Annotated in this window: 15 protein-coding genes; 10 read left to right on the top strand and 5 right to left on the bottom strand. The window is 70.9% G+C overall.

All coding sequences use genetic code 11. The features are described 5' to 3' along the window. Window positions 1–14: 14 nt before the first annotated feature. Both IE269_RS22595 and ureA read right to left on the bottom strand, forming a co-directional pair. Window positions 15–1,697, bottom strand: coding sequence for an urease subunit alpha (locus tag IE269_RS22595; RefSeq protein ID WP_189824903.1), 1,683 nt, complete (start codon window positions 1,695–1,697; stop codon window positions 15–17). A gap of 120 nt (window positions 1,698–1,817) precedes the next feature. Next, window positions 1,818–2,531, bottom strand: a complete 714-nt coding sequence (ureA, locus tag IE269_RS22590; RefSeq protein WP_189824902.1) for an urease subunit gamma — start codon at window positions 2,529–2,531, stop codon at window positions 1,818–1,820. A 287-nt stretch (window positions 2,532–2,818) separates the two neighbouring features. Between ureA and IE269_RS22585 the strand changes: the two genes are divergently transcribed. Both IE269_RS22585 and IE269_RS22580 read left to right on the top strand, forming a co-directional pair. Further along, window positions 2,819–3,367 (top strand): TetR/AcrR family transcriptional regulator, encoded by a 549-nt coding sequence (locus IE269_RS22585; protein ID WP_189824901.1) that lies wholly within the window; start codon window positions 2,819–2,821, stop codon window positions 3,365–3,367. 64 nt (window positions 3,368–3,431) lie between these two features. Then, entirely contained in the window at window positions 3,432–5,609 is a 2,178-nt protein-coding gene (locus IE269_RS22580) for an MMPL family transporter (protein ID WP_189824900.1), read from the top strand. Between the two features lie 114 nt (window positions 5,610–5,723). On the opposite strand, the gene IE269_RS22575 is transcribed toward IE269_RS22580, so the two are convergent. Together IE269_RS22575 and IE269_RS22570 are read right to left on the bottom strand one after the other, a co-directional pair. Next, window positions 5,724–5,972, bottom strand: coding sequence for a hypothetical protein (locus IE269_RS22575; protein ID WP_189824899.1), 249 nt, complete (start codon window positions 5,970–5,972; stop codon window positions 5,724–5,726). A 46-nt stretch (window positions 5,973–6,018) separates the two neighbouring features. Then, a complete protein-coding gene (locus IE269_RS22570; RefSeq protein ID WP_189824898.1) occupies window positions 6,019–7,329 on the bottom strand; it encodes an ROK family transcriptional regulator in 1,311 nt (436 codons plus the stop codon). A 186-nt stretch (window positions 7,330–7,515) separates the two neighbouring features. Here IE269_RS22570 and IE269_RS22565 point away from each other — a divergent pair, with 186 nt between their 5' ends. The 8 genes from IE269_RS22565 to menC all read left to right on the top strand — a co-directional run bounded on the left by IE269_RS22565 (window position 7,516) and on the right by menC (window position 19,753). Continuing rightward, complete coding sequence (locus tag IE269_RS22565) at window positions 7,516–8,829, top strand: ABC transporter substrate-binding protein (protein WP_189824897.1); 1,314 nt, start codon at window positions 7,516–7,518, stop codon at window positions 8,827–8,829. 13 nt (window positions 8,830–8,842) lie between these two features. Further along, entirely contained in the window at window positions 8,843–9,844 is a 1,002-nt protein-coding gene (locus tag IE269_RS22560; protein ID WP_189824896.1) for a carbohydrate ABC transporter permease, read from the top strand. Window position 9,845: 1 nt separating this feature from the next. Beyond that, window positions 9,846–10,712, top strand: coding sequence for a carbohydrate ABC transporter permease (locus tag IE269_RS22555; protein ID WP_189824895.1), 867 nt, complete (start codon window positions 9,846–9,848; stop codon window positions 10,710–10,712). A gap of 74 nt (window positions 10,713–10,786) precedes the next feature. Beyond that, a complete protein-coding gene (locus IE269_RS22550; protein ID WP_189824894.1) occupies window positions 10,787–12,142 on the top strand; it encodes a GH1 family beta-glucosidase in 1,356 nt (451 codons plus the stop codon). A gap of 570 nt (window positions 12,143–12,712) precedes the next feature. Beyond that, window positions 12,713–14,905, top strand: coding sequence for a discoidin domain-containing protein (locus IE269_RS22545; protein ID WP_189824893.1), 2,193 nt, complete (start codon window positions 12,713–12,715; stop codon window positions 14,903–14,905). A 230-nt stretch (window positions 14,906–15,135) separates the two neighbouring features. Then, window positions 15,136–17,310, top strand: coding sequence for a discoidin domain-containing protein (locus IE269_RS22540; protein ID WP_189824892.1), 2,175 nt, complete (start codon window positions 15,136–15,138; stop codon window positions 17,308–17,310). Window positions 17,311–17,375: 65 nt separating this feature from the next. Beyond that, the gene (locus tag IE269_RS22535) at window positions 17,376–18,467 is read left to right on the top strand and encodes a DUF1996 domain-containing protein (RefSeq protein WP_189824891.1); all 1,092 of its coding nucleotides are present in this window, start codon (window positions 17,376–17,378) and stop codon (window positions 18,465–18,467) included. A 182-nt stretch (window positions 18,468–18,649) separates the two neighbouring features. Next, window positions 18,650–19,753 (top strand): o-succinylbenzoate synthase, encoded by a 1,104-nt coding sequence (gene menC, locus IE269_RS22530; RefSeq protein ID WP_189824890.1) that lies wholly within the window; start codon window positions 18,650–18,652, stop codon window positions 19,751–19,753. Between the two features lie 12 nt (window positions 19,754–19,765). Here menC and IE269_RS22525 read toward each other — a convergent pair whose 3' ends face one another. Next, window positions 19,766–21,295, bottom strand: a complete 1,530-nt coding sequence (locus IE269_RS22525) for a PucR family transcriptional regulator (protein ID WP_189824889.1) — start codon at window positions 21,293–21,295, stop codon at window positions 19,766–19,768. Between the last annotated feature and the right edge of the window lie 70 nt (window positions 21,296–21,365).

Genomic DNA, 21,365 nt, shown 5'->3' with positions numbered 1-21,365 from the left:
CAAGCGGGTGGAGGTCAGAGGAAGTAGAGGCGGTTGAGCGAGACGGAGTCCGAGGGTTCGGAGCGCAGCGGGTCGCCGTCGAGGGTGACGAGTCCGGTGCGGCCGTCGACGTCGACGGATCCGGTGCGGGAGTTGAGGAGCAGGTCGGCGGGGCCGATGCCCCGGGTGTTCCGTACCGCGACCCTGCGGCGGCGCGTCGGCATGGTGTCGTTGCCCTGGTCGAGGGCGGCCTGGGCGACGAAGGCCACCGAGAGGTCGGCGGGTGCGGCTCCGTGCGCGCCGAACAGCGGGCCCAGGACGAGCGGTTCGCAAGTGTCGGTCGCGGCGTTCGGGTCGCCGGTGACGCCGTACGCCGGGAAGCCCGACTTCAGCACCATCTGGGGCTTCGCACCGAAGGAGTTGGGCCGCCACAGCACGATGTCGGCCATCTTGCCGACCTCCACCGAACCGACCTCGTGGGCGAGGCCGTGGGCGATGGCGGGGTTGATGGTGAGCTTGGCCATGTAGCGCAGGACGCGGGCGTTGTCGTCGTCGCCCTCGGCGCCGCGTTCGGCCTTCATCTTCCCCGCGAGCTGGAAGGTACGGCGTATGGTCTCGCCCGCGCGGCCCATGCCCTGGGCGTCGGAGGAGGTGATGCCGATGGCCCCGAGGTCGTGCAGGACGTCCTCGGCGCCCATCGTCCCGGCGCGGATGCGGTCGCGGGCCATGGCGGCGTCGCCGGGCAGGTCCGTCTTCAGGTCGTGTACGGAGACGATCATCCCGTAGTGCTCGGCGACGGCGTCGCGGCCGAAGGGGAGGGTGGGGTTGGTGGAGGAGCCGATGACGTTCGGCACACCGGCCATCTTCAGCACGTTGGGTACGTGTCCGCCGCCGCAGCCCTCGATGTGGAAGGCGTGGATCGTACGGCCTTCGAGGACCTTGAGGGTGTCCTCGACGGACAGGCACTCGTTCAACCCGTCGCTGTGCAGGGCGACTTGGACGTCGTGCTCGTCGGCGACGCGCAGGGCGGTGTCCAGGGCGCGGGTGTGCGCGCCCATGTCCTCGTGCACCTTGAAGCCGGAGGCCCCGCCCTCGGCGAGCGCTTCGACGAGCGGCGCGCCGTGCGAGGACGAACCCCGGGCGAGGAAGCCGATGTTGACCGGCCAGGCGTCGAAGGCGCTGAAGGCGTGCTTCAGGGCCCAGGGCGAGTTGACGCCGACGCCCCACACCGGGCCGAACTCCTGCCCGATGATCGTGGTGACGCCGCTCGCGAGCGAGGCCTCCATGATCCGGGGCGACAGCAGGTGGACGTGGGTGTCGACGGCTCCGGCGGTGGCGATGAGCCCTTCGCCGGAGACGATGGTCGTCCCAGTGCCGACCACCACGTCGACCCCGTCCAGGGTGTCGGGGTTCCCGGCCCGCCCGACACCGGAGATCCGCCCTTCCCTGATCCCGATGGACACCTTGCGGATGCCCTGCACGGCGTCGATCAGCAGCACATTGCTGATCACCACGTCACAGGTGTCGCGCACGGCGGCGGCCTTGAGGTGCAGCCCGTCCCGCGCGGTCTTGCCGAACCCGGCGAGGAACTCGTCCCCGGGCAACTGCGCGTCGGACTCCACCCGTACGACGAGCCCGGAGTCCCCGAGCCTGACCCGGTCCCCGGCGCGGGGGCCGTGCACGGCGGCGTACTCGTAGGGGGTGATGCCAGCGGTCATCGTGTCGCCTCCGTCGGACGGGGAGTCGGGTGTTCGGTGGGGGAAGGGGTTACGGTTCCGGGCCGGCCGGCGGCCGAGGTCGCGACGCGGGTCACTCCGCCGCCCCGGGCCTGACGCGCGTCACTCCGCCACCCCCGGGTCCCCCGCTCCCGGGTCCGTCGTCCCGAGGTACCCGCACGCCGCCGCCCTCCGCAGCGCCTCCCCCTTCGCGCCCGGTGCGTCGAGGGGGCCGTCCACGAGGCCCGCGAAGCCGATCGCCACGCGGGCGCCGCCGATCGGCACCAGGCCCACCTCGGCGCTCTCGCCGGGGCCGAAGCGGAAGGAGGAGCCCGCGGGGACAGCCAGGTGCATGCCGTACGCGGCGGCGCGCGGGAAGTCCAGGCGGGGGTTGGCCTCGAAGAAGTGGAAGTGCGAGGTGACCGACACCGGCACGTCGGCGGTGTTGCGCACGGTGATGCGTACGGTCGCGGCCGGGTCCTCGTAACCGGGCCCCGGCAGGAGCGCGCCCGGTGCGTCGGCGCCGAGCGAGCCGCCGCCGAAGGGGTCGCTCACCACGGCGAGCCGCGAACCGTCGTCGAAGACCGCCTCGACATGGACCTCGGTGACCACGTCGGCCACCCCGGGCAGGACGTCGTCCGGCCCGAGCACGCTGCGGGCCGCCTCGATCGCCTCCGCGAGCCGCCGCCCGTCGCGGGCCGCCTCGCAGACGGTGTCGGCGATGAGGGCGGTCGCCTCGGGCACGTTGAGCCGCAGCCCGCGCGCCCGGCGAGCCCGGGCCAGCTCGGCGGCTCCGAAGAGCAGCAGTCGGTCTCGTTCGGTGGGGGTCAGTCGCACGCCGTCACTCCTCCGGGCTTCATTTAGAACGCCACTCTAAACACAAGGCGCTAGGGAGGGAAGCATTGACGTGCACTTATCTGCCGTCGGGCCGAGCGTGAGGGTGCTCTTTTTGAACAGCACTCCAAATGGAGGCACTCGGGCGTTGGGCGACTGCCGGCGGGCGGGCCATAGGCGAAGACGCCCTCCGTACCCCGTTTCTCCCGTCCCTCACGATGACGCACTTCACACCGATCCCCCTGTCCGATCGGTCAGTTCTGACCGATCGGACAGTTACGGTTGCAGGCATGGCACGCCCTGCGTCCGCGATGCGCGGAGAAATTCTTCGGTCCGCCCTGCACCTGTTCGCCGCGAACGGGTTCGGCGGCACCTCCCTGCACGCCATCGCCGCCGACGCGGGCTGCTCGAAGGCGTCGCTGATCTACCACTTCAGCACCAAGGAAGCGATCCTCACCGAGCTGCTGACCCCGGCGGGCGAGGGCCTGGCCGCCCTCGACGCACGGCTCGACGCCCTGCCCCCGGAGGAACGGGTCGCGGCGGCCGTCACCGGATACGTGGAACTCGCCCTGCGCTACCGGCGCGAGGTCAAGATCCTCTTCGAGGCCACCCCCACGATGATCTGCAACCCGGCTCTGGGCGACATCCCGGCCATGGGCGAGCGCCTCGTCGTCGCCATGAGCGGCGGCTCGCGGGACCCCGGACGCATCGTCGGCGCGCACATGGTGCTGGGGGCGGTCTTCGTCACCTGCGCCGGCGAGGTCGACGTCCCCGACGAGGTCCTGCGCGACGAACTGATCGCCGGTGCCCTGCGGACGCTGGACCACCGCGCCGGGTAAGCCCCCGTACCCCCTCCGTACCGAAGACCGCCCCCCGTACCGAACCAGGAGACACACCCTCCGCATGGCATCCCTGCTCTACCGGCTCGGCCGGTTCTCCTTTCGCCGCCGGGGGCGCATAGCCGCCGGCTGGCTGGTCCTGCTCGCCCTGCTCGGTACGTTGGCCCTGCTCTTCCAGGGGCCGACGACCGACAAGTTCACCATGCCCGGCACCGAGTCGCAGCGTGCTCTGACCTCCCTCAAGGAGGAGTTCCCGGAGGCCAGCGGGACCACGGGCACCATCGTGGTGGCCGCCCCCGAGGGCGAGAAGCTGACCCCGGCACGGGTCGCCCCGATCGTGGCCGAGGCCAAGGACGTACCCGGCGTGCTGGGCGCGATGGACCCGTTCCAGACCAAGGCGCTCACCCCCGACCTGCGGTACGCCCTGGTCCAGGTGCAGTTCGACAAGGGCGCCGAGGACGTCACCGACGCCGAGCGCACCGCCTTCGAGAAGGCCGGGAGCGGCGCGAAGGGGCTGACCGTCGAACACGGCGGCGAGGTCATGACCGCCAAGGTCGAGGTCGGCTCGACCGAGGCGATCGGCGTCGCGGTCGCGGCGGTGGTCCTCGTGGTCACCTTCGGCTCGCTGGTCGCCGCCGGAATGACCCTGCTGAACGCGCTGATCGGCGTCGGCGCGGGCATGGCCGGGCTCTTCGCGCTGAGCAGCACCGTCGAACTCACCAGCACCGCGCCCATCCTGGCGCTGATGCTGGGCCTGGCCGTCGGCATCGACTACTCCCTCTTCATCACCTCCCGCTACCGCCAGTACCTCGCCGAGGGCCTGGACGGCGAGGAGGCCGTCGGCCGGGCCACCGGAACTGCCGGTTCCGCCGTCGTCTTCGCGGGTGCCACCGTGGTGATCGCACTCGTGGGGCTGTCCGTCGTCGGGATTCCGTTCCTGAGCGTCATGGGCCTGGCCGCCGCCGGAACCGTCCTGGTCGCCGTGCTCGTCGCGCTCACCCTGCTGCCCGCCGCGCTCGGCTTCGCGGGCGAGAAGGTGCTGCCGCGCCGTCAGCGCAAGGGTCAGCCGGCCGTCGAGAAGAAGGAGGCGTTCGGCTTCCGCTGGGGGCGGCTGGTCGCCAAGCTGCGCATCCCGCTGCTGGTCGTCGGCATCGCGGGCCTCGGCGCGCTCGCCCTCCCCGTCCAGGACATGCGCCTCGCCCTGCCCGACGCGGGCACGGCCGCCGTGGACTCCCCCGCCCGCAAGGCGTACGACCTGACCAGCGAGGGCTTCGGCCCCGGCTTCAACGGCCGGCTGCTCGCGGTCGTCACCTCCGACGACCCGGCGCAGACGAAGACCGCGACCGCGCAGGCCGCGGGGATCATCAAGGACACCAAGGGCGTCCTGGCCGTCGCGCAGCCGCAGTTCAACAAGGACGGCACCACCGCCCTGATCCCCGTCATCCCGAAGGCCGGTCCCACCGACGAGGCCACCGAGAACGCGGTGCACGCCATCCGCGACCGCGTCGAGCAGGTCAAGGGCGTGGACATCGCACTGACCGGCGTCACCGCGCTCGGCATCGACGTCTCCGAGAAGCTGTCGGACGCGATGCCGATCTACCTCGGGCTCGTCGTGGGCCTGTCGGTACTGCTGCTGATGCTGGTGTTCCGCTCGGTGCTGGTACCGCTGAAGGCGGCGCTGGGCTTCCTGCTGACCGTCGGCGCGACCTTCGGCATCACGGTCGCCATCTTCCAGCAGGGCCACCTCGCGGACCTGCTCGGCATCGACACCCCGGGACCGCTGGTCAGCTTCCTGCCGATCCTGCTCATCGGCATCCTCTTCGGCCTGGCCATGGACTACGAGGTCTTCCTCGTCTCCCGGATGCGCGAGGACTTCGTGCACGGCGCACCCGCGCGCGAGGCCGTGGTGGGCGGCGTCGGCCACAACGCCCGGGTGGTGACCGCGGCCGCGCTGATCATGACGGCGGTGTTCGGCGGGTTCGTGCTGCTGGACGACCCGATCATCAAGTCGATCGGGTTCGCGCTGGCGGTGGGCGTCGTCGTGGACGCGTTCGTCGTACGGATGACGCTGGTCCCCGCGATCATGACGCTGCTCGGCCGCGCCGCGTGGTGGCTGCCGCGCCCGCTCCAGAAGGCCCTGCCCGACCTCGACATCGAGGGCGCGAGCCTGGACGCGAAGCCCGCCGGAAGCGACGAGGGCGAGGACGGCGCGGCCCGCGAGCGCGATGCGGTGCGCGTCTGATCCGTACGGCTCCATCCGATCTCGTACGAGGACGAGCAATCGGACGAGTACGAGTACGGCGCCCCGGCCCCGGTCCACGACCGGTGTCCGGGGCGCCCGCGCGTCACACGGGGGCTACGGCAGGATGACCGCCCGCAGCCCGTAGTCCAGCTCCGCGCCGTCGACCAGCAGTGCCTCGACCGCCGGTGTCGCGGCGTCGATGTCCGCGACGAGGCCGCCGCCCGCATAGCGCGGGTAGCCGGACGCGCCCTGCTCGCCGGTGGGTTCGACCACCTCCGCGCGGACGGCGGTCTCCTGCACGGTGGCGTGGGTGCCCTCGACGTGCTCGGGCACCAGGTAGATCGTGAAGCGCTCGGTAGCCATGCCCGCAATGTAAGGGGCCCGGCCGCGCCCGGCACTCCGGGAACGCTCAGGTGGCGGTGCGCTCCCGCAGCGTGCGGTGCCAGGCCGGGGCGGTCTCCTCCGGTTCGACGGGGGCCGGGTGGCCGCCCCGGGCGAAGAAGTCGGCCAGCGGCAGGATCGCCGCGCCGACGGTCACCGCGTCGGGACCCAGCGTGCCGAGGCTGACGGTGACCAGGCTCGCCGGGTAGCTGAGGGCGTACGAGGTGGCGTGGGCCCGCACCAGGTCCAGGAAGCGCGCACCGAGCTGCAGGCCCGCCCAGCCGCCGACGAGGATGCGTTCGGGCTGGAAGAGGTTGATCAGGTCGGAGAAACCGGCGCCCAAATACTCCGCGGTCTCCTCCAGGACGGCCAGCGCCGTGGCGTCGGGCGTGGTGTCCTCGCCCGGCGGCGGATAGGCCGCGGCCAGCATCGCGGTCAGCGCGGTCTCCTCGGAGGCCCCGGCCGGGGGCCGCCCGCCCGCCTCCGCCCAGCGGTCCAGGAGCGCTTCGGCCCCCGCGTACGCCTCCAGACAGCCCAGCGCCCCGCACCGGCACCGGCGGCCCTTGACCCGTACCGTCAGATGGCCCCACTCCAGGCCGCGCCCGGGACTGACCTCGTCGGTGACCACGCAGGCGCCGACGCCCGAGCCGAAGAGCACCACGACCGCGTCCCGCGCGCCGCGCCCGGCGCCGAACCACATCTCGGCCTGGCCGAGGGTCTTGGCCCCGTTGTCGATGAAGTACGGGACGGAGTCGGGGAGTTGGACCGTCTCGCGGAGCAACTTCTCCAGCGGTACGGCGTCCCAGCCGACGGTCTGGCCGTGCACGACCGCACCGTCCTCGGGGGTGTGCGCGACGATGCCGGGGACGCCGATGCCGACGCCCAGGAGGAGTTCGGGGGCGATGGCGGCGCGGGCGAGGACCTCGTTGATGCCGTCGCGGAGGTGGGCGACGACCACGTTCACGTCGTAACGGTCGGTGCGGCGCGGGCCGTTCGCCTCCAACCGCCGCTCCACGCGGGCGAGTTCGGACAGGGCGAGGTCGAAGAGCTCGATCCGGACGCGGGTCTCGCCGACGTCGACACCGATCAGGTAGCCGCTGCCGGGTGCGATGCGCAGCAGGATGCGCGGGCGGCCGCCCGCGGAGTCCACGCTGCCGGCCTCCTCGACCAGGCCGTCGGCGACCAGTTCGGCCACCACATTGCTGACGGAGCCCGAACTCAGGCCCGTGGCGGGGCCGAGCGAGAACCGGCTCATCGGGCCGTCGAAATACAACCGTTGCAGAACCGCGGTCCGGTTCGCCCGCCGCAGGTCACGCACCGTGCGTCCGCCACTCGCCATCGTCTCTCCCCCATGTCTTCGAAACCTGACCGCAACATACCTCCGTCACAGCCCTTGACGCGACTTTCCCTTGAGGTTTAACTCACACCATAAATTAAGCCGTGTGGGGCTTCAGAAGGTGAACGCGGAACGTTCAACACCCCTTCCCCGCAGGCGACTTCAGCCTCTTCGAAAGGCCCTGGAGCCATGCCCAGAATCAGAGCCGCAGTCGTTGGTGCCCTCACGCTCTCGCTCGCCCTGTCCGCAACCGCCTGCGGCGGGGGTTCGACCGGCGGCGGGTCCAACGAGCAGCCCAAGACCCTTACGTACTGGGCCTCCAACCAGGGCGCGAGCATCGAGGTCGACAAGAAGGTCCTCCAGCCCGAGCTCGACAAGTTCGAGAAGCAGACCGGCATCAAGGTCAAGCTGGAGGTCGTGCCCTGGGCCGACCTGCTCAACCGCATCCTGACCGCGACGACTTCGGGCCAGGGCCCGGACGTCCTGAACATCGGCAACACCTGGTCCGCCTCGCTCCAGGCCAGCGGCGCCCTGCTCGACTGGGACGACGCCGCCTTCCAGAAGATCGGCGGCAAGGACCGCTACGTCGACTCCGCGCTCGGCTCCACCGGAGTCGAGGGCAAGCCGCCGGCCGCGGTGCCGCTGTACTCGATGGCGTACGCGCTCTACTACAACAAGAAGCTGTTCAAGGAGGCGGGCATCGCCCAACCGCCCACCACCTGGGCCGAATTGGTCGAAGCAGGCGAGAAGCTGAAGGCCAAGGGCAAGAACGGCATCGGTGTGGAGGGCTCCAACCTCTCCAACAACATCCACCAGATCTTCGTCCTCGGAAAGCAGCACGGCGCCGACTTCTTCACCCCCGACGGCAAGGCCGACTTCACCTCCGAGGGCGCGGTCAAGGCCGTCAAGCAGTACGTCGACCTGATGGCCGCCGACAAGATCGTCGCCCCGGGCAACGCCGAGTACGCGCAGAACCAGTCGCTGAGCGACTTCACCAAGGACAAGACCGGCATGGTGCTGTGGCAGACCGCCGCCGCCACCTTCAAGGCCCAGGGCATGGCCGACGACGCGTACGGCGTGGTCCCGGCCCCCGTCCAGTCCGGCACCCCGGGCACGGGCAAGAACGTCAACTCCATGGTCGCGGGCATCAACATGGCCGTCTTCAAGAACACCAAGAACACCGACGGCGCCCTGAAGTTCGTGAAGTTCATGGGCAGCGACGAGGAGCAGAAGATCCTCAACAAGGCGTACGGGTCCATCCCGCCGGTGAAGGCCGCGCAGGAGGACCCCGCGTTCAACGGCCCGGCCACCGCCCCGCTGCGCCAGACCCTGGCCACCAGTGCGGCGGCCCTGCCGCAGGTGCCGGAGGAGTCCCAGTTCGAGACGGTCGTCGGCACCGCCGTCAAGGAGCTGTTCGCGGAGGCCGCGGCCGGGCGTCCCGTGACCGAGGCCTCGGTGAAGGCCAAGCTCGACAAGGCCCAGCAGCAGATGCCGAAGAAGTGAGTACGGAACCTTCATGACCACCACCGCTGCCCCCGAAGCAGGCCGGCGGGCGGTCCGCAAGGACAAGAGCGGTCCCGGAGCGCCGGCGCCTCGTGCGCCGCGCTTCGGGCGGCTCCGCCAGATCGGACTGCCGTACCTGCTCCTGCTCCCCGCTCTCCTGCTGGAACTGCTGGTGCACCTGGTGCCGATGGTGATCGGCATCGTCGTGAGCTTCAAGGAGCTCACACAGTTCTACATACGGAACTGGGGCTCCGCCCCCTGGGCCGGGCTCGACAACTACAGCGTCTCGATCGACTTCAACGCCCCCGTCGGCAAGGCACTGCTCGCCTCCTTCGTCACCACCTGCCTGTTCACCGTCCTGTCGGTCGGCCTGTGCTGGCTGCTGGGCGTGACGGCCGCGATCTTCCTCCAGGAGAACTTCCGGGGGCGCGGACTGCTCCGCACGATCTTCCTGGTGCCGTACGCACTGCCCGTGTACGCGGCCGTCATCACCTGGGCGTTCATGTTCCAGCGGGACAACGGCCTGGTCAACGGCGTGCTCAGCGATCTGGGCATCACCGACGGCAGCTCGTTCTGGCTGATCGGCGACAACGCCTTCGTCACCCTGCTCGTCGTGTCGGTGTGGAAGGGCTGGCCGTTCGCCTTCCTGATGCTGATGGCCGGGCTCCAGAACATCCCGCGCGACCTGTACGAGGCCGCCGCGCTGGACGGGGCCGGGATCTGGCAGCAGATCCGGAAGATCACGATGCCCTCGCTGGCCCCGGTCAACCAGGTCCTCGTGCTGGTCCTGTTCCTGTGGACCTTCAACGACTTCAACACGCCGTTCGTGCTGTTCGGCAAGGCCGCGCCCGAGTCGGCCGACCTGATCTCGCTGCACATCTACCAGTCCTCGTTCCAGACCTGGAACTTCGGCACCGGCTCGGCCATGTCGGTCCTCCTGTTGCTGTTCCTGCTGGTCGTGACCGGTGTCTACCTGGCGTTCACCTCGCGAGGCTCCCGAGGAAGGAAGGCCTGACATGCCTGGACCCACAACGCGCTCCCCGATGGCGGCCCCGCCCTCGTTCCTGTGGACCCGCCGGGTCTTCCTGACCCTGCTCACCGGCTTCGTGCTGCTGCCGGTGTTCGTGATGGTCTCCAGCTCGCTGAAGCCGCTGGCCGACGTGACGGGGAAGTTCCAGTGGCTCCCCTCCTCGATCACCGTCCGCCCCTACCTCGACATCTGGAAGACCGTCCCGCTCGCCGACTACTTCGTCAACTCGCTGATCGTGGCGGGTGCGGCGACGGGCTGCTCGGTGGTCATCGCGGTCTTCGCCGCGTACGCGGTCAGCCGCTACAACTTCCGCGGCAAGCGCGCCTTCACCGTGACGGTGCTCTCCACCCAGATGTTCCCCGGCATCCTCTTCCTGCTGCCGCTGTTCCTCATCTACGTCAACATCGGCAACGCCACCGGGATCGCCCTCTTCGGCTCCCGCATCGGCCTGATCATCACCTACCTGACCTTCTCGCTGCCGTTCTCGATCTGGATGCTCATCGGGTACTTCGACTCGGTGCCCCGGGACCTGGACGAGGCGGCGAAGGTCGACGGCTGCGGGCCGGTCGGCGCACTGTTCCGCGTGATCGTGCCGGCCGCGCTGCCGGGCATCGTGGCGGTGGCGGTGTACGCCTTCATGACGGCCTGGGGCGAGGTGCTCTTCGCCTCGGTGATGACCAACGACACCACCCGCACCCTCGCGGTCGGGCTCCAGGGGTACGCCACCCAGAACGACGTGTACTGGAACCAGGTCATGGCCGCCTCCCTCGTGGTGAGCATCCCCGTGGTGGCCGGCTTCCTGCTCCTCCAGCGCTATCTGGTCGCGGGCCTCACGGCCGGTGCGGTCAAGTAACTCGTCCTTGCACATTCTTTGTTGACGGTACGTCAGTGACGTGCGCCCACCGAACCCCGAGAGGTTTACCACCCGTGCCCGAATCCATCGACCTCGCCGCCTTCCCCCCGGGCTTCGCCTGGGGAACCGCCACCGCCGCCTACCAGATCGAGGGAGCCGTCGCCGAGGACGGCCGCTCCCCCTCCATCTGGGACACCTTCTCCCGCACGCCCGGCAAGGTCGCAGGCGGCGACACCGGCGACGTGGCCTGCGACCACTACCACCGGTGGCAGGAGGACATCGCCCTGATGAAGCAACTCGGCGTCGACACCTACCGGTTGTCGGTGGCCTGGCCGCGCGTGGTGCCCGGCGGCGACGGCCCCGTAAACGAGAAGGGGCTCGACTTCTACGACCGGCTCATCGACGGCCTGCTCGACGCCGGAATCAAGCCGTCCGTCACCCTGTACCACTGGGACCTGCCGCAGATCCTCCAGGAGCGCGGCGGCTGGACCGTCCGCGAGACCGCCGAGCACCTCGCCTCGTACGCGAGTGTGGTGGCCGGAAGGCTCGGCGACCGCGTCACCCAGTGGGCCACCCTCAACGAGCCGCTGTGCTCGGCGTGGATCGGGCACCTGGACGGCGTGATGGCCCCCGGGCTCACCGACCTCACGGCCGCCGTCCGCGCCTCGTACCACCTGCTGCTCGGTCACGGACTCACCGCCCAGGCGGTACGGGCGGCCGTGCCCGGCGCGCGGATCGGCCTGGTTACCAACCACTCCCCCGTCGAGCCCGCGAGCACCCGCCCCGAGGACCTGGCGGCGGCCCGCCGGATGGACGGACACATCAACCGCTGGTTCCTCGACCCGGTGTACGGGCGCGGCTTCCCCACCGACATGCGCGAGCTGTACGGGGTCGAACTCCCCGAGCGGGAGGGGGATGCGGAGATCATCGCCACGCCGCTGGACTGGCACGGGGTCAACTACTACTTCCCCGTCACGGTCGAGGACGACCCCGCCGGGCCGATCCACGCCCGCGAGATCAGGCTGCCGGGCGTGCCGCGCTCCGGCATGGACTGGCAGATCGACGCGGGCGGGCTGGAGACGCTGCTGATGCGGCTCACCGACGACTACGGGGTGCGCGAGCTGTACGTCACCGAGAACGGCTCGGCCTTCCCCGACACGGTGACGGCCGAGGGCACCGTCGACGACCCGGAACGCATTCGCTACCTGGAGGAACATGTGGCTGCGTGTGCGCGGGCCGTGCGCAAGGGGGCTCCGTTGGCCGGGTATTACGCGTGGTCCCTGCTGGACAACTTCGAGTGGGCGTACGGGTACGACAAGCGGTTCGGGCTGATTCACGTCGACTACGAGACCCAGCAGCGCACGGTCAAGGCCAGTGGCCACCGGTACGCAGACCTCATCCGCGCCCACCGCTCCTCCACGGCCCCCTAACCTCGCTGCCCCGTCGGGGCCGCCCTCCGCTTCCGCCCCTGCCCCCTCGGGCGGCCCCCCGTCCGCCCCCGCCCCCTCGGGCGGCGCCCCTTTCCACCTCCCTCGTCCCCTTGGGCGGCGGGGCCGCCCCCCGGGGGCGGAACGGGCGGGCAAGGGGGCGGTACGCCCGATCCGGGCCCGCCCCGGCACCGGCCCCCGCCCGCACCTCCAACGCCGGACGCCCGCGACGCCGGGGCCCGGGTCCGCCTCCCGGCACGGGACCAGTTCAGCCCCGGCCCGCCGGGCCAAAGGGTCCCCAGCCCCGCCCCTTCACCTAAACCCTGCGGGGCAAGAGGGGACCGGTTCCGTGCAGGTGCGTCGTGGCTGGTCGCGCAGTTCCCCGCGCCCCTGAAGGGGCACGGATCAGCGGCCGCGTCGCGCCCGCGCGGCGGAGCCGCAGATCCAGAACAGCCCCGCGCCCCTGCCGGGGCACGGGCCCCCAAAGCCACCCGACCCGCACCACCCCACCCCCGAGGATCGGCGCCACACCCCAACACACCACACCCGCACGGGAATCCGAGGAGACCCCCCATGCCCGCAGCCGCCACACCCCCCATCAGACCCCCTCACCGACCCCCCACCCACACCCCCCACCGCACCCTCGCCGCAATCCTCGCCGGCACCCTCACCGCCGTCCTGCTCGTCCTTCTCCCCTCCACCAGCGCCTCCGCCGCCCCCGTCCTCCTCTCCCAGGGCAAGCCCGTCACCGCCTCCAGCCAGGAGAGCGGCGGTACCCCCGCCACCGCCGCCGTGGACGGCGACACCGGCACCCGCTGGTCCAGCGCCTTCGCCGACCCCCAGTGGATCCGCGTCGACCTGGGCGCGCCGACGGCCGTCAGCCAGGTCGTCCTGCGCTGGGAGACCGCCCACGCGAAGTCGTACCGCATCGAGCTCTCGACCAACGGCACCGACTGGACCACCGCGCACTCCGCGACGAACAGCCCCGGCGGCGTCGAGACCCTCAACGTCACCGGCACCGCCCGCTACGTCCGCATGCTCGGCCTGACCCGCGCCACCGGCTACGGCTACTCGCTGTGGGAGTTCCAGGTGTACGGCGGGGGCGACGGCGGCCCCACCCTCCCCGGCGGCGGCGACCTCGGCCCCAACGTGCACGTCTTCGACCCCTCCACCCCCGGCATCCAGGCCAAGGTCGACCAGATCTTCAAGGAGCAGGAGTCCGCGCAGTTCGGCACCGGACGCCACGCCCTGCTCTTCAAGCCCGGCACGTACAACAACATCAACGCGCAGATCGGCTTCTACACCCAGATCGCCGGTCTCGGCCTCAAGCCCGACGACACCACCTTCAACGGTGACGTCACCGTCGACGCGGGCTGGTTCAACGGGAACGCCACGCAGAACTTCTGGCGCTCGGCGGAGAACCTCGCCGTCAACCCGGTGAGCGGCACCAACCGCTGGGCCGTCTCCCAGGCCGCCTCCTTCCGCCGCATGCACGTCAAGGGCGGGCTGAACCTGGCTCCCGACGGCTACGGCTGGGCCAGCGGCGGCTACATCGCCGACAGCAAGATCGACGGGCAGGTGGGGAACTACTCGCAGCAGCAGTGGTACACCCGTGACAGCGCCATCGGCGGCTGGTCCAACTCGGTCTGGAATCAGGTCTTCTCGGGTACGGAGGGCGCTCCCGCCACCGGCTTCCCGGAGCCCCGGTACACCACGCTCGACACCACCCCCGTCTCCCGCGAGAAGCCCTTCCTGTACCTCGACGGCAACGAGTACAAGGTCTTCGTCCCCGCCAAGCGCACCAACGCCCGCGGCACCACCTGGGCCAACGGCACCCCGGCCGGTGAGTCGATCCCGCTGAGCAAGTTCTACGTCGTCAAGCCGGGCGCGACCGCCGCCACCCTCAACCAGGCCGTGGCCCAGGGCCTCCACCTGCTCTTCACCCCGGGCGTCTACCACGTCGACCGGCCCATCGAGATCAACCGGTCCAACACCGTCGTGCTGGGGCTCGGTCTCGCCACGATCATCCCGGACAACGGCGTCACCGCGATGAAGGTCGCCGACGTCGACGGCGTCCGCCTGGCCGGCTTCCTGATCGACGCCGGGCCCGTCAACTCCCCCACCCTGCTGGAGGTCGGCCCGCAGGGCGCGTCCGCCGACCACGCGGCCAACCCCACCACCGTCCAGGACGTCTACATCCGCGTCGGCGGCGCCGGTCCCGGCAAGGCCACCACCAGCATGGTGATCAACAACGACGACACCATCGTCGACCACACCTGGATCTGGCGCGCCGACCACGGCGAGGGCGTCGGCTGGGAGACCAACCGCGCCGACTACGGACTGCGGGTCAACGGCGACGACGTCCTGACCACCGGCCTGTTCGTCGAGCACTTCAACAAGCACGACGTCGAGTGGTACGGCGAGCGCGGCAAGACGATCTTCTTCCAGAACGAGAAGGCGTACGACGCGCCCAACCAGGCCGCCATCCAGAACGGCGCCACCAAGGGCTACGCCGCCTACCGGGTCGACGACTCGGTCACCGTCCACGAGGGCTGGGGCCTGGGCTCCTACTGCTACTACAACGTCGATCCGACGATCCGTCAGGACCACGGGTTCAAGGTGCCGGTGAAGCCGGGTGTGAAGTTCCACAGCCTGCTCACCGTCTCGCTGGGCGGCAACGGCCAGTTCAACCACGTCGTCAACGACACCGGCGCACCGACCTCGGGAACCTCGACCGTTCCGTCGACGGTCACCTCCTTCCCGTAGGGGTTCGCCGCCTCAACTGCCCGACGCGTACGGGTGCTTGGTACGCGTACGGGTGCACCACCCCTCTCCGGGCCGGGGCACTCAGCCTCCCGCGAACCCCGGCCCGGAGAGACCCACCCGCACCGTCGGACACCCGGTTCCGCGGACCGTCCGGTCTGCATGTTTGGCAGGTGCATGCCATATGCATGCGTCGGCTGCCCGGAACCGGCCCCCCACCCCCTGGAGCAGTCATGACCCGTCCACCCGTCCCCCTCACCCCACCCCGCGTGCGCTGCCCCGTCGCGCTGATCACCCTCGGGGCGCTCCTCGCCTCCTGCGTCACCCTCGCCACCGCCCCCTCCGCCGGGGCCGCCGACACCCTCCTCTCCCAGGGAAAGACGGGGACCGCCTCCTCCCAGGAGGGCGACGGGCTCGCCGCGGCGGCCGCCGTCGACGGCAACCTCACCGGCACCCGCTGGGCCAGCAAGTGGAACGACTCGGAGTGGCTTCAGGTCGATCTCGGCGCGACCCGCAACCTCAGCCGGGTCGTGCTGAGCTGGGAGTCCGCGTACGGGAAGTCGTACGAGATCCAGTCCTCCGACGACGGCACCACCTGGCGCACCCTGAAGACCGTCACCGGCGGCAACGGCGGCACCGACGACCTCGCCGTGTCCGGCTCCGGCCGGTACGTGCGCATGCAGGGCGTCGCCCGCTCCGGCGGCTACGGCTACTCGCTCTGGGAGTTCCAGGTCTACGGCGGGGACGGAGGGACGAACCCGCAGCCGGGTGGTGCGGTCAAGGTGACCGGTTCGCAAGGGAATTGGCAGCTCACGGTCGGCGGCCAGCCATACACCGTCAAGGGTCTGACCTGGGGCCCCTCTGTCGCGGACGCCCCGAAGTACCTGCCCGACGTGAAGTCCATGGGTGTCAACACGATCCGCACCTGGGGCACCGACGGCTCCACCAAGCCGCTCCTCGACAGCGCGGCGGCCCAGGGGCTGCGCGTGGTCAACGGCTTCTGGCTCCAGCCGGGCGGCGGCCCGGGAAGCGGCGGCTGCGTCAACTACGTCACCGACACGACGTACAAGACGAATTCGCTCAAGGAGTTCGCGAAGTGGGTCGACGCGTACAAGAGCCACCCGGCGACGCTGATGTGGAACGTCGGCAACGAGTCGGTGCTCGGGCTCCAGAACTGTTACAGCGGTACGGAGTTGGAGGCGCAGCGCAACGCCTACACCACCTTCGTCAACGACGTCGCCAAGAAGATCCACTCCATTGATCCCGACCACCCGGTGACGTCCACGGACGCGTGGACCGGCGCCTGGCCGTACTACAAGCGCAACGCCCCCGACCTCGACCTGTACTCGATGAACTCCTACGGGAACATGTGCAAGGTCCGCCAGGACTGGATCGACGGCGGCTACAACAAGCCGTACATCATCACCGAGACGGGCCCGGCCGGCGAGTGGGAGGTGCCCGACGACGCCAACGGCATCCCGGACGAGCCCACCGACGTGCAGAAGGCCGAGGGGTACACCAAGGCCTGGGGCTGTGTGACGGGCCACGCGGGTGTGGCGCTGGGCGCGACGATGTTCCACTACGGCACCGAGCACGACTTCGGCGGCGTCTGGTTCAACCTGCTGCCCGACGGGCTGAAGCGGCTCTCGTACTACGCGGTGAAGAAGGCGTACAAGGGCAGCACGGCCGGGGACAACACTCCGCCGGTCGTCTCCAACATGGCGGTCACGCCCGCGGGTTCGGCTCCGGCCGGGGGCGAGTTCACCGTGCGGGCGGATGTGCGCGACCCCGACGGCGACCCGATCACGTACAAGATCTATCTGAGCGGCAACTACGCCAGCGGCGACAAGCGCCTGGTCGAGGCGCAGTGGCGGGCGACCGGCAACGGGACCTTCGCCGTCACCGCACCCGAGAAGCTCGGGGTGTGGAAGGTGTACGTCCAGGCGGAGGACGGGCGCGGCAACGCGGGCATCGAGACGAAGTCCATGAAGGTCGTCGCCCCGCCGGTCACCGGGACGAACGTCGCGCTGAACAAGCCGACGACCGCCTCCTCCTTCCAGGGTTCGTACGGCGACTGCCCGTGCACCCCGGCGATGGCTGTCGACGGCAAGCAGGGGACCCGGTGGGCGAGCGACTGGGCCGATCCGCAGTGGATCAGGACGGATCTCGGCGCGCCGACCCCGATCCGCACGATCCAGCTCGTCTGGGACCCGGCGTTCGCGAAGGCGTACGAGGTGCAGGTGTCGAACGACGGGAACACCTGGCGCACGGTCCACTCCACCACCACCGGCAACGGTGACATCGACACCATCGGCCTCAACGAGACCGCCCGTTACGTCCGGCTCAACCTGACGCAGCGCGGCACCGGTTGGGGCTACTCGCTGCACGAGTTCGGGATCTACAGCTGACCACCGGGCCCCGCCACCGTGCGGGGTCCGGGGCACCATCCCTTCGACATGGGCAGGAGAACCCCATGCCAGTGAGCAAGAGAGCCAGGTCGCGAGGCCTGCCGGCACTGCTCGTCAGTACGGCGCTACTGGTCGGTGCGCTGAGCGTCGGCACGGTCGCCACGGCCGCACCGGACACGGGTGCCAGCACCACGGCCAGTTCGCACGCGGGGCACAACATGGCCCCCTCCACCAAGGCGTCGGGCGACGACCCCGACGGCGACGGCTACATCCCTGCCGTCCCGCAGGTCACCGGGGTGACACCGTCCGACAAGACCCCGCCGCGCGCGTACTTCCACGAGTTCCAGGCCAACTGCGCCCCCACGCACACCGCACCGGACGACCCGATCGTCTACCCGGGCCAGTTCGGCAAGTCCCACGACCACACGTTCATGGGCAACACCTCCACGAACGCGGCCAGTACGACCGCGAGCCTCTACGGCGGGAACACCACGTGCAAGGCCCCCGCCGACGCGTCCGCGTACTGGATGCCCTCGCTGTACAACGGCGACCAGAAGATCCTGCCCGTCGGCCCGCAGACGATCTACTACAAGTCCGGCGTCACCGACTACACCAGCGTGCGTCCCTTCCCCAAGGGGCTGCGCTTCGTCGTCGGCAACCCGATGCAGTCCGCCGAGGAGTTCCGGGCGCACAAGGGCTTCGTCGAGGGCTGGGAGTGCGGTGACAGTTTCTTCAACACCGACATCCCGGCCACCTGTCCGCAGCGGCCCGACGTACAGCTCAACCTGCGGATGCAGGCGCCCAGTTGCTGGGACGGCAAGTACCTCGACACGCCCGACCACAAGAGCCACATGGCGTACCCGGTCGTGAAGCCCGGCACCAACGACAACATGTGCCCGGCCACTCACCCGGTGGCCCTGCCGATGATCGAGTTCAAGATGGCGTGGCCGGTCAACGGCGACATGAGCGAGGTCAGGCTGGCCAGCGGGCGCGGCTACTCCTTCCACTACGACTTCTTCAACGCGTGGGAGGAACGGACGCTGAAGGCGCTGGTCGACCACTGTGTCGTCGGCGGTCTCCAGTGCAACGCGCGCGGGTACGACGAGACGCAGCCGCAGAAGGGAGCGGCGCTGAACGCGGACTACCGGCTTCCGTAGCCACCGGTCCCGGCCCGGCCGTCCTTCCCGCGTGTACGGGGAGGGGCGGCCGGGCCTCCCCGTGTCCGCCCGCAGGAAGGGCGGCCGGGCCCCGCCGCTTTGGCCGGGCGACCAAAAGGCGGGCCGCACCTTCTTTTCCCCGGCCAAAGAATCCGGGAAGGCCCCGCTCCTACTCTTCGCACGTGGAAATCACCGGAATCGAACTTCGCCGCATCGCCATGCCCCTCGTCACCCCCTTCCGCACCTCCTTCGGCGTCGAGAGCACCCGCGACGTGCTGCTCGTGCGCGTCGTCACGCCCGACGCCGAGGGCTGGGCCGAGTGCGGGGCGATGTCCGAGCCGCGCTACTGCTCCCAGTACACCGACGGGGCGCAGGACGTCCTGCGCCGCTTCCTCATCCCCGCGCTGCCGAAGGGCTCCGTGGACGCGGAGGCCGCGGGACGGGCGATGCGGCCGTTCACCGGGCACCGGCTGGCCAAGTCCGTGCTGGAGACGGCGGTGCTGGACGCCCAGCTGCGCACCACCGGCGAGTCCTTCGCCTCCTTCTTCGGGGCCGACAAGGACCGGGTGCCGTGCGGGGTGTCGGTCGGGATCGCGGACTCGGTGCCGGAACTCCTGGACACCGTGGCGGGGTACGTCGCCGAGGGGTACGTCCGCATCAAGCTGAAGATCGAGCCCGGCTGGGACGTCGAGCCCGTGCGGGCCGTGCGCGAGCGCTTCGGGGAGGCGTTGCAGCTCCAGGTCGACGCCAACGCCGCGTACACCCTGGCCGACGCCCGTCACCTGGCCCGGCTGGACGACTTCGACCTCCAGCTGATCGAGCAGCCGCTGTCCCACGACGACCTGGTCCAGCACGCGGCGCTGGCCCGGCAGTTGCGCACCCCGCTCTGCCTGGACGAGTCGATCGAGTCGGCGGCCGACGCCGCGGCGGCGATCCAGCTGGGCTCCTGCCGGGTGATCAACATCAAGCCGGGGCGGGTCGGCGGCTATCTGGAGGCCCGCCGCATCCATGACCTGGCCCGTGCGCACGGCGTCACCGTCTGGTGCGGCGGGATGCTGGAGACCGGCATCGGCCGGGCCGCCAACGTGGCCTTCGCCGCGCTCCCGGGCTGCACGCTGCCCGGCGACACCTCCGCCTCCGACCGCTACTTCGCCGCCGACCTCACCGAGCCGTTCGTCCTGGACGACGGCCACCTGAACGTGCCCACGGGGCCCGGCATCGGAATCGACCCGCTGCCCGACGTGCTGGAGGCGGTCACCGTGTCCCGGGAGTGGATGGCAAGGTGAGCACGCTGTGGGTCAGCCGCCCAGGGTCCGCAGGTGCAGCCACAGGACGAGGCGCTCGTCCGGGTCCTGGAGGTCGATCCCGAACTGCCGGCCGGCCTGCTTGAGGCGGTAGCGGCAGGTGTTGGGGTGCACGGAGAGCTCCTTGGACGCCCTGGCCACGTCGCAGCCCGCGTCCAGCCAGGCGGCCAGGGTGCGGGCGTACTCGGTGCCCTGGTCGGCGTCGGCGGCCACGATCCGCTGCCGGACGCCCACCTGGAGCCGCTCGTCCTCGCGCATCGCCGCCGCGAGCCCAAGCAGCGTCACCCGGGCGCGCAGCTCGTCGACCGTGGCGACCGGCAGGCCGTCGTGGAGCAGCCGCAGCACCAGGTCGGCGTCCGCGCGCGAGTCCGGCACCGCGCCGGGGTCGGGCACGACGCCGCCGAGTGCCGCCCGTACCGGCACACGCAGGGCCCGGCCCGCGCGGCGCACGATGTTCTCGGCGAGCTGCCGGTGCTGCGCGGCGTCCCCGGACGCGCCCAGCAGCGCGTACACCACCCCGTCCACCAGCACGCACGCGTGCCGTCCGCTGCGGGCCTCGCACTGGAGGCGTACGACGTCCAGCAGGCGCAGCGAGGTCCACTCGGAGTCCGGGGCGTTTCCGGTGTCCTCCAGCGCGAACGCGGCGACGCGGACCGGGCCCGCGCCGAGCTGGCGGGCCGCCGCAGCGGGGTCGGCGGTGCCGTCGAGGAGGCGGCGCAGCAGGTCGGTGTTGCGGTGGCGGGCGAGTTCCTGGGCGGCGCGGGCGCGCAGCAGGAGCAGGGCCGCGGTGGAGGCGCCCTGGGTGAGGGTCTTCTCGGCGTCGGGGGCCAGTGAACCGCTGTCGACCACCCAGATGGAACCGAGCGGTTCGTCCCCGGCCCGTACCGCGACGGCGAGCCTGGGCAGGTCGCCGTCGGCGATCGGGGGCAGCCGTACGGGTCCGGGTGCGGCGAACACCGTCCGGTACTGGGCGCTGTTGCCGAGCCCGTCGGGGACCTGGAGGCCGAGGATGCCCTGCCTGCGGTCCTCGTCGACGGGCTGTCCGGGGACGGTGGAGTAGGCCAGGATCCGCTGGTGCGGGTCCTCCAGGCTGGTGGCCCCGCCGGTCGCCGTCGCGATGGCCCCGGCCAGGGCGAACAGGTCGGCGAGGCTGTCGCTCTGCGCGGGCCGCGCCTCGATCGCCGAGGCCAGGGTGAGGTGCACGTGGTGCCAGGCGGCGCCCTCCTCGACGGACAGCAGGGCCATGCCGTACGTCTCGGCCTCGGCGACCGGTGCGTCCTCGGTGCCGCGCACCAGGACACCGGCCAGGCCGGCCGCGGCTGCTTCCCGTACGAGCGGACCCGCCTCCGCCGCCCGCACGCCGACGGCGAGCAGCAGCGCGCCGGGGGTGTGCGGGAGCGGGGCGTGGGCGTCGTACAGCAGGACGTCGCCGATCTTCACGGCGGCGTCGCGCGGTACGGCCAGCAGGCGCAACGCCGGGCTGCGGACGACGTCGATCAGGTCGCCCAGTGCCATGGCGTCCATGCGTGCTCCTTGCTCGGTCCTTCGGATCGCCCGGATCTCCGGTGTGTCGCCCGGATCTCCGATGTGTCGC

Origin of the sequence: Streptomyces spiroverticillatus (assembly GCA_014650415.1) — a bacterium.
GTDB classification, from domain to species: domain Bacteria; phylum Actinomycetota; class Actinomycetes; order Streptomycetales; family Streptomycetaceae; genus Streptomyces; species Streptomyces spiroverticillatus.
This window is presented reverse-complemented; position numbering and strand designations above follow the sequence as displayed.